Annotated in this window: 8 protein-coding genes; 5 read left to right on the plus strand and 3 right to left on the minus strand. The window is 66.2% G+C overall.

The window, feature by feature from the left end; all coding sequences use genetic code 11:
* Positions 1-534: lipid II flippase family protein (locus AC1DJT_RS30740; RefSeq protein WP_476835534.1), on the plus strand; the 534-nt coding region annotated here is incomplete at its 5' end.
* Positions 535-721: 187 nt separating this feature from the next.
* Here AC1DJT_RS30740 and AC1DJT_RS30745 read toward each other — a convergent pair.
* From AC1DJT_RS30745 to AC1DJT_RS30755, 3 genes are all read right to left on the minus strand, one after another.
* Entirely contained in the window at positions 722-2,326 is a 1,605-nt protein-coding gene (locus tag AC1DJT_RS30745; protein ID WP_476768957.1) for an ABC-F family ATP-binding cassette domain-containing protein, read from the minus strand.
* Between the two features lie 370 nt (positions 2,327-2,696).
* On the minus strand, positions 2,697-3,869 hold the full coding sequence (locus AC1DJT_RS30750; RefSeq protein ID WP_476835535.1) for a mandelate racemase/muconate lactonizing enzyme family protein: 1,173 nt from the start codon (positions 3,867-3,869) through the stop codon (positions 2,697-2,699).
* A gap of 23 nt (positions 3,870-3,892) precedes the next feature.
* Positions 3,893-4,639 carry a GntR family transcriptional regulator gene (locus AC1DJT_RS30755; protein ID WP_441504679.1) on the minus strand — a complete coding sequence of 249 codons (747 nt, stop codon included), beginning with the start codon at positions 4,637-4,639 and terminating at the stop codon, positions 3,893-3,895.
* A gap of 99 nt (positions 4,640-4,738) precedes the next feature.
* Between AC1DJT_RS30755 and AC1DJT_RS30760 the strand changes: the two genes are divergently transcribed.
* The 4 genes from AC1DJT_RS30760 to AC1DJT_RS30775 form a co-directional block, all read left to right on the plus strand.
* Positions 4,739-5,776, plus strand: coding sequence for a succinylglutamate desuccinylase/aspartoacylase family protein (locus tag AC1DJT_RS30760; protein WP_476835536.1), 1,038 nt, complete (start codon positions 4,739-4,741; stop codon positions 5,774-5,776).
* Positions 5,777-5,808: 32 nt separating this feature from the next.
* Positions 5,809-7,347 carry an ABC transporter substrate-binding protein gene (locus tag AC1DJT_RS30765; protein WP_441504677.1) on the plus strand — a complete coding sequence of 513 codons (1,539 nt, stop codon included), beginning with the start codon at positions 5,809-5,811 and terminating at the stop codon, positions 7,345-7,347.
* Positions 7,348-7,454: 107 nt separating this feature from the next.
* Positions 7,455-8,399 (plus strand): ABC transporter permease, encoded by a 945-nt coding sequence (locus AC1DJT_RS30770; RefSeq protein WP_441488591.1) that lies wholly within the window; start codon positions 7,455-7,457, stop codon positions 8,397-8,399.
* Positions 8,400-8,401: 2 nt separating this feature from the next.
* A partial coding sequence (locus AC1DJT_RS30775) for an ABC transporter permease (RefSeq protein WP_476835537.1) occupies positions 8,402-8,788 on the plus strand: 387 nt, incomplete at its 3' end.

Below are 8,788 nucleotides of genomic sequence, written 5' to 3' on the forward strand. Positions count from 1 at the left end.
ACCTTGATCGGTGGCCTGCTGATCCCGACCTTTCAACGCTACTCGACGATCGCGGTGTCGAGCTTCAAACGAAATCGTTCGATGCCGCGCCTGTTGGCGCGCTCTCTGACGCCACGCGGCGTTTCCCTCCTCGGGACATCGGCCAAGATCCCGAGCTACCAGAATCTCTATCTTCTCAAGCTCCCGACAGATGTTCCCGTGTCGGTCATCCTGATGAATTTCGTAGCCAGTGCGCTTTGGACCGTTGGCGTGCTGGCGGCGATCTATGCCGGAACGATCGATCCGGACTTGCGCGTGACTGCGAGCACGCTGTCCTCAGTGATCAACGGCGTCGCGACGATCATGATGTTCATCCTGATCGATCCCTATCTTGCGGCCCTTACGGACGACACCGTCAGCGGAACCTCGGATGACGGCTTCTTCCGAAAGCTCGTGGTCTGGATGATTGCCGGGCGTTTGGCGGGAACCATCGCTGCTCAGGCCATTCTGGTGCCTGCTGCGCAGTTGATCGTCTGGGTCGCCAAGGCAATCTAGCGCCCGTTGCCTGAGCTCCAACAGTGGGGGGCAAGCTGACTGATCGAGTGCTGCCCGCCGACCCTCGCCAGCAGCGGCGGCCTGACGGCTGCATCGGCCATCATGCGAGACAGGCTTCGCCGCCCGCCGCGACGATCTCCTCCTCGCACATGCTCCGATGCGGCGCCGGTCACCTTGCTTCCGCTCGCTAAGACAGTGTGGTCGCTCTCCCCGACGGCAGTTCCAGCCGCCGGGAGATTTGCGACGCCTCCAGGAGTGCTTCGTCGTGGCTGACGACGACGAGCGCGCCGTCATAGGCGCGCAGCCCGGCCTCCACAGCCTCGATCGAGTCGATGTCCAGATGGTTCGTCGGCTCGTCGAGCAGGAGCAGCGGAGGAGGGGTCTTTCCGCCGAGAACGCAGGCGAGGCCGGCACGCAGCATCTGTCCACCGCTGAGGGACAAGACGCGCTGAAGCGCGGCATCGGCCCTGAACATGAAGCGGGCGAGCGCGGCCCGGCAGGCATTTTCGTCGGCCTGCGGATTGATCCGAAGGAAATTGTCCCTGATCGAGAGCGCTGGATCGAGCAGGCTGACGCGCTGGTCGAGCATGGCGAAACCGGTCAGGACGCGGACGCTCCCCGCCCAGGGCCGCAACTGTCCGGCGATCAACGCAAGCAAGGTCGTCTTTCCCGAGCCATTGGGGCCGGTGACGGCCAGGCGCTCCGGGCCGGTCACCGTCAGGGAGAGGTCGCGGAGAATCGGCCGCTCCCGCTCATGGCCTGCGCTGACGCGATCGATCGTCAGCACGGTTCTGTTCGCCGGCAGCCCTGTCGAGGGCAGGGTTACAGAGAGCGGCTGCAGAATCTCGATGCGCTCGCGTGCGGCAGTCGCGGCCGCCAAGGCCTGCGAGCGTCTGTCCTCGGTGAGGCGGGCATTGCCGCCTCCGCTGTCTTCGCTGCGATCCTTCAGCAGGCCCAGGGCGATCCGTGGCATGCCGCCCTTCGCACCTGTCCTGCGGCCGGCCCCGTCCTTGCGGGCCTTGCGTTCGGTTGCCGCCTGGGCCTCGCGGGCCAATTCGGCGAGATGTTTGTCGGCGTCCGCGAGATCGTGCTGCGCGGCGGCGAGCTCGAGCGCCTTGCGCTCGCGATAGGCGCTCCAATTGCCGCCATAGCGCGTCGCGCCGAGAGAGGTCAGCTCGACGATGGCATCCATGGTCTCGAGCAGTTCGCGATCATGGCTCACGACGATGGCACCAGAGCGCCAGTTGGCGAGGAGATCGATCACGGCGCTCCGGCCTTCCCGGTCKAGATTGTTCGTGGGTTCGTCCAGCAGGAGGAAATCGGGTTCCGCGAAGATAAGCGCAGCGAGGCTGGCCCGCGTGCGCTGCCCGCCGGAGAGGGCAGTCAGTCGCGCCTGCGGTTGCACTTCAAGCCCAACCTGGGCGAGGGCGGCCGACAGGCGCGCCTCAAGCGTCCAGTCGGCTTTCCCGAGTTCGTCGATGGTGGCTTCGCCGGCCGCGGCACGGTGCAGGAGCGCCAGCGCCTCAGTCGCTCCAAACAGCCCCGCGATCGTTTCGTCGGGATTGATCTGGACGGCCTGGCGCAGGACGCCGAGCGTTCCGCTCACAAAAACGCGCCCCGACTGGGGGGAGAGTTCGCCAGAGGTCAACCGGAGAAGCGAGGTCTTTCCGATGCCGTTACGGCCGACGAGGCCGACGCGTTCCGGCCCGAAACTCAGGTCGAGGTCAGAGAGGAGAGAGCGGCCGTCAGGTGCCGACAGCGTCAGATGGGACAGGATGATGGAGGCAGGCATGAATACGGATCTCCCCGGGGGCAAGGCGGACTGGCTTTGCGGTCGGGGTGAAATCCATGGCTGCAGACATCCTGTGGGAACTGATAACGGGCGTTATCTAGCTCCGTGATCCCTCCGGATCAAGCGTCGTACGGAGGCTTTGCATTGCACGCCGGGTCTGGACGGTCGCGCTTTTGGCACAGCCGGAGCTGGGCGAACAGGACAGGGGGCTGTCAGCTAAATGTCAGCTTGCTGAGTGTATGTTTCTCCCAGCGCGGCACATCTTCAGCCCCCCAGCTCTTGTGTCGCGCTTGCATCGGCCCCGCCGTTTCGCACGATCCGGCGGGGCTTCGCATGTCGGTGCCTTGCCCGCGCGGCCCCAAAGTCTGGCTCAGGCGAAGAGCAGTCCGGGGTTCGGCGTGTAGCGGGCGAGCTTGTCCTGGTCGATGCTGACGCCGAGGCCCGGCCGGTCGGGGATCGTCAGCCAGCCCTCGCCGTCGAGCACGAAGGGCTCGGCGAGGATGCCGTCGACATAGGGGCTGCCGCCAATGAACTCGACCAGATCCGCGCTCGGGAACGCGGCGGCCATCTGCAGGTCGGCTGCGAGGCCGAGCGCCGTGTTCCAGCCATGGCCGATATATTTCACGCCGAAATCGTCGGCCATCCAGGCGATGCGGCGCTGCTCCGACAAGCCCCCGACCTTGGTGACGTCGGGCTGGACGATATCGACGGCGCCGCGCGCCAGCCAGGGCAGGAAGGCCTGGCGCCGCGTCAGCACCTCGCAGCCGGCGATCGGCACCGGCGAACATAGCCGCAGCTCGCGATACTCCTCGATCGCGTCGGGCCGCACCGGCTCCTCGAACCAGCCGACATCGAAATCCGCCAGCATTTCCGCGGTGYGCTTGGCCCATTTGAAGCCATGCGGCMAGAGCGCATCGCTCGCGCCGGCATCGACGAAGAGTTTTGCCTTGTCGCCGGCCGCCTCCCGCGCCGCTCGCACGATCGCTTCGTCGAGCCTGGTGTCCAGCGCCCGGCCGAACGGACCCCAGCCGATCTTGAAGGCGGTGAAGCCCTTGTCGCGATAGGTCGCGATCACCTCGCGCATCGCCGCCGGCTCTTCCATCAGCAGCGAGCAATAGGGTTGCACGCGGCGGCGATAGCTGCCGCCGAGCAGCCGCCCGACGCTGAGCCCGGTCGCCTGGCCGAGAATGTCCCAGAGCGCGATGTCGATGCCGCTGATCGTATGGGTGAGCGTACCGCCGCGTCCCATCCAGAACGTGTTCTGGTGCAGCCGTTCGCTGAGATGATCGGGGGAGAGCGCGTCCTCGCCGAGGTACAGCGGCTCGAGCACCTTGAGCCCGGCCTGCACCAGCCGCCCATCCGTGAACGAGCTGCCATAGCCGATCAGCCCCTGGTCGGTATGGACCGCGATCAGGGCATGGATCGAGTCGTCGGGCCGGATCTCCGCCGACCAGCCGCCCTTGGGGCTCTCACCGAAGAGCGGGGCGGCCTCGATCCGGGTGATCTTGAAGGGGGGCAGGYTGGTAGGGCGCTGGGTCGTCATGGCTAGGCTCGTCTGGGAAACAGTCACGCTTCGTCCCTTTCTGCGCGGCGGCGGGCAATGATGGCTTCGTAATCCATGGCCTGGTTCATCACGGTGATGTGCTCGTCCAGCGCGGCGCGGATCGCCGCGATGTCGCCGGCCTCGAACACCACGAGCAGATCCTGGTGCTCCTCGACGACACCGAGCATCGGTTTGCCGAAGGTCGCCAGGCCGAAAATGATGGTGAATTGCCGCGACAGCGTCTCCCAGAGATCGAGCGTCACGCTGTTGCCGCCGAGTTCGCAGAGCGCGCGGTGGAACAGCGTGTCGGCCGCGGCGACGCCATAGGCATCGTGGCGGGCCGCCATCAGCTCCATTTCCGCAACCGCCTTGCGCAGCGGGTCGAGATGGTGGCCGCGATTGCGCCCGGCCGCGGTCGCCCGCCCCATCGCGCTGGCTTCGAGCGCGATGCGGGTTTCGATGAGGTCGGCAACCCTTCCATTCGTCACCGGGCGCAGCCGGATGCCCTTGTAGGGCTCGTTGACGACGACGCCCTGGCTCTCCAGCAGCCGCAGCGCCTCGCGCACCGGCACGCGGCTGACGCCGAGCTTGCGGGCGAGTTCGGCCTCGACGATCCGGTCCCCGGGCAGGATCAGGCCGGCGGCCGCGCCGGCGATGATGGCCTCGATCGCCTGGTCGACCAGGGTCTGCGGCTGCAGCGGCAGCCAGCCCGTGCCGCGCGATACCGGCCTTGGCGCCTCCGCCCTCGCATTGGTTTTTGTCTGCTGCATCTTCGTCTGCTGCACTTGCCTCGCCCTGCGGCGGCCTCACTTGACTAATCGTAGAATCGTATACGATCATACGATCACAAGAGCAAGGAGGGGGTAGGGATGGTCACCGTTGCCGAGAGCCGCATTCGCTGCGAAATCGATCTGGATGCGCCAGGCCGCCAGGCCGGCTACCTGAAGGCGCCGCTCTCGCGAAACACCTCCGGCTGGGGCACGGTCGAGATCCCGATCATCTCCGTGCGCAACGGCACTGGGCCGACCGTGCTGTTTACAGGCGGCGTCCATGGCGACGAGTATGAGGGTCCGATCGCCATCTCCCGGCTCGCGCGCAGCCTGGATGCTGGCGCGATCCAGGGGCGCGTCATCATGATACCGGCGCTGAACATCCCGGCCGTGATGAACGACACGCGGCTGTCGCCGGTCGATAACCGCGACATGAACCGCTGCTTCCCCGGCAATCCGCGCGGGACCTTCTCGGAGATGCTGGCGCATTTCGTCGATGCGGTGCTGCTGCCGCATGTCGATATCTCCGTCGACCTTCACACGGCCGGCCATTCCGGCGATTCAGCTCTGTCGACGAACATGCATTACGTCGCCGATGCCGGGCTCCGGGAGCGCACCATGGCGGCGGCCGCGGCCTTCGGTGCGCCCTATAATGTCGTGTTCTGGGGCGTCGACGAGGGCGCGACGCTGACATCCTCGGTCGAGCGCCGGGGCATCCTCTCGCTCGGCACCGAGCTCGGCGGCTGGGGGCGCGTCAATGTCGAGGGCGTGCGCATCGCCGACCGTGCGCTGCTCAACATTCTCAAGCATTTCAAGCTGATGGAGGGCAGCCCCGATACGCGCCAGCGCGATGGGGCGCAAGGCACCCGCCACATGATGGTCCGCAACGCCGCCGGGTACAGCTTTGCGCCATCGGGCGGGCTGTTCGAGCCGAAGAATGTCGTCGGTGACATCTGCCGGGCCGGCGAACTCGCCGGGCTGCTGCATTTCGTCGAGGATGTCGACCGGCCACCGATCGAAATTCGCTACCAGCTCGACGGCGTCCTGTGGATGTCGGCCGGTCCGGGCCGCGTCCAGCGTGGCGACKCCGTGGCCGTGGTGATGGAGGATTACGACGAGACCCGCGCTGCCCAGTGACGTCCTGAATAATCAAAAAGGGGAGATCAGGCATGAAAAAGCACAGCATTCTCGGCCACGCGCTTGCAGCAACCATGCTCCTGTCGATGCAGGCCGGAGCCTCCGCCCAGCAGAAGGGCGGGGACGTCGTCATCGGCATCAGCCAGGCGCCGCCTTCGCTCGATGCGCAGATCACCTCGGCGCAGGCCTCGCGCAATGTCACCCTGCATATCTTCGAGACGCTCTATGCCCGCGACGAGAACGCCAAGCCGGTGCCGGAGCTGGCCGAGGGCGTCACCATCTCGCCCGACGGCAAGACCTATGTCTTCCCGATCCGCAAGGGCGTGAAGTTCCATAACGGCAAGGAGCTCGACGCCAATGACGTCGTCGCCTCGCTCGAACGCTACCGCAAGATCGGCGCCTCGCTGGCCCTGGTTTCGGCCATCGACAGCATCAAGGCGACCGGCCCGCATGAAGTCACCATCACGCTGAAGCAGGTGCAGGCGACATTCCTCGACAACCTGTCCTCGCCGCGGGCGCCGCTGGCGATCTATCCGGCGAGCGAAGCCGCGAAAGAGGCCGGCAAGATCGAGATCATCGGCACCGGCCCCTATAAATTCGTGGAGTACAAGCCCGACAGCCATGTGAAGCTCGCGCGCTTCGACGGCTATGTGCCCAATCCCAACGGTACGGGCCGCGATGGTTTTGCCGGCAAGAAGGAAGCCTTCCTCGACACCGTGACCTTCCGCTTCATGCCGGAGGGCGGCGCTCGCACCGCAGCGCTCGAATCCGGTCAGATCCAGTTCAACGAAACCGCGGATGGGCCGACCGCCAAGCGCCTCGGYAGCGATCCGCGCTTCGCGATCCACAAGGTGGTGCCCTTCGGCCTGCAGGTGATCAAGTTCAACCATGCCGAGGCGCCGGGCAACGACAAGAATTTCCGGCTCGCCGTCCAGGCCGCGTTGAACATGGACGACATCATGAGCATCGCCTATTCCGACATCAACCAGATCGACCCGAGCTGGCTCTATCCCGGCGCGCCGTTCTACAGCACGGCCGGCAGCGCCAAGTACAACAAGGCCGATCTGGCTGAGGCCAAGGCGCTCCTGGCAAAATCCTCCTACAAGGGCGGCAAGACCACCTTCATCGTCGACAACCTGCGGGCCAATGTCGACACCGCAACCGTGCTGCAGGAACGGCTGAAGGAGATCGGCATCAATGTCGATATCTCGATCGCCGACTGGCCGACGGTCTCGAAGATCGGCTTCACCCCGCAGGGCTGGACCTTCTGGACCCACGGCTTCGGCATCGAGCCCTTCGAAGGGCCGGCCTCCGTCATGGCGCCCTGGGTCAACGGTCTCTCGCAGCAGGCCAAGGACCCCGTCATCGACGAGCTGGCGGCGTCGCTCGGCAGCGAGATGGACGAGGCGAAGCGCAAGGCGCTGTTCGACCGCTTCCAGACCCATATGTACGACAACGCGGTCGCCATGAAGGCCGGCAATTACGGCGTCTTCCAGATCAGCACTGCCAAGCTGAAGAACTTCAAGCCCTACCGCATCCCGCGCATGTGGGGTGTCTGGCTCGAGCGCTGACGCCAGCCTGCGGGCGCGTCAGACAGCGCGCCCGCAGATCGGCCCGCTATATGCCGGCCCGCCGCTGGCGGGCTGCGCGGCTGCGCCTTCTCGAAGCGGAACAACTGATGGCAAGCTTTATGATCCGGCGGATCGCCAGCGCGATCCTGGTGCTCGCACTGGTCTCGCTGATGTCCTTCGCCCTGATCTGGCTGGTTCCGGGCGATACGGCGGCCGCCTTCCTCGACGCCTCGGCCACGCCCGAGCAGGTCGCGGCGCTGCGCACCGCGCTCGGACTGGACAAGGCGCTGCCGCTGCAGATGGCGGAATGGTATGGGCGCGTCCTCAGCGGCGATCTCGGGCAATCCGTGCTGCTGAACCGCTCCGTCGCCGGCGCCTTGCTGGAGCGGCTGCCCGTGACGCTCTCGCTCGCCAGTTTTGCACTCGCCATCGCGATTGCGCTCGGCGTGCCCGCCGGAGTGGCTGCCGCCGTCTTCCATAATCGCTGGCCGGACCAGCTTTTCATGACGACGGCGCTGCTCGGCCTCTCCGTCCCCGATTTCTGGCTGGGGCTGGTGATGGTTCTGGTCTTCGCCGTCTCGCTCGGCTGGCTGCCGAGCGGCGGTTTTACCGCTTTCGGCACCGACCCGCTCGGCTGGCTCAAGACGGTCATCCTTCCCGCCTTCACGCTCGGGCTCGTGCAGGTCGGCTTCATCGCCCGCATGGCGCGCGCCTCGATGCTGGAAACGCTGAACCAGGATTTCGTCCGCACGGCCAATGCCAAGGGCCTGTCGCGCTTCTACATCGTGGTGCGCCACGGCCTGCCCAACGCCATGATCCCGATCCTGACCGTGATCGGCATCGTCGCCGGCGCGCTGCTCGGCGGCACCGTCATCATCGAGCAGGTCTTCTCGATTCCGGGCATCGGCCGGCTGATCGTCGGCGCCATCGCCTCCCGCGACTTTCCCGTGCTCCAGGGCGGCCTGCTTTTCCTGGCGGTGGTCTATCTCCTGATCAATCTGATCGTCGATCTCCTCTACGCAGTCGTCGACCCGCGGGTGAGGCTGTCCTGACCATGACGATCGCCTTTCATAAACCGGCCCTGAGCCCGCGGCAGGCAAGCCTTCGCCGGCTCGCCCGCAGCCGCTCCTTCCAGATCGGGGCCGCGATCGTGCTCGCCATCGTCCTGGTCGCGCTGCTGGCCGATCTGCTCGCGCCCTTCGATCCGCTGCGCAGCAATGCCCGCATGCGCCTGACGCCGCCCAACGCGACGCACTGGTTCGGCACCGACCATTTCGGCCGCGACATCCTCTCCCGCGTCATGGTCGGGGCCCGGATCTCGCTCAGCATCGGGGCGGCGACGGTCCTTCTCACCGGCCTCTTCGGAACCGTGATCGGCGCGGTCGCAGGGTTCTTCCCGCGCTTCGACAACCCGATCATGCGGCTGATGGATGCGCTGATG

This window comes from Allobosea sp. 05T422_2 (assembly GCF_056396265.1).

Coding starts and splice junctions, on each gene's coding strand:
- AC1DJT_RS30755 (WP_441504679.1), bottom strand. CDS start 4,639: ATGCAGCAGACAAAAACCAATGCGAGGGCGGAGGCGCCAAGGCCGGTA.
- AC1DJT_RS30770 (WP_441488591.1), top strand. CDS start 7,455: ATGGCAAGCTTTATGATCCGGCGGATCGCCAGCGCGATCCTGGTGCTC.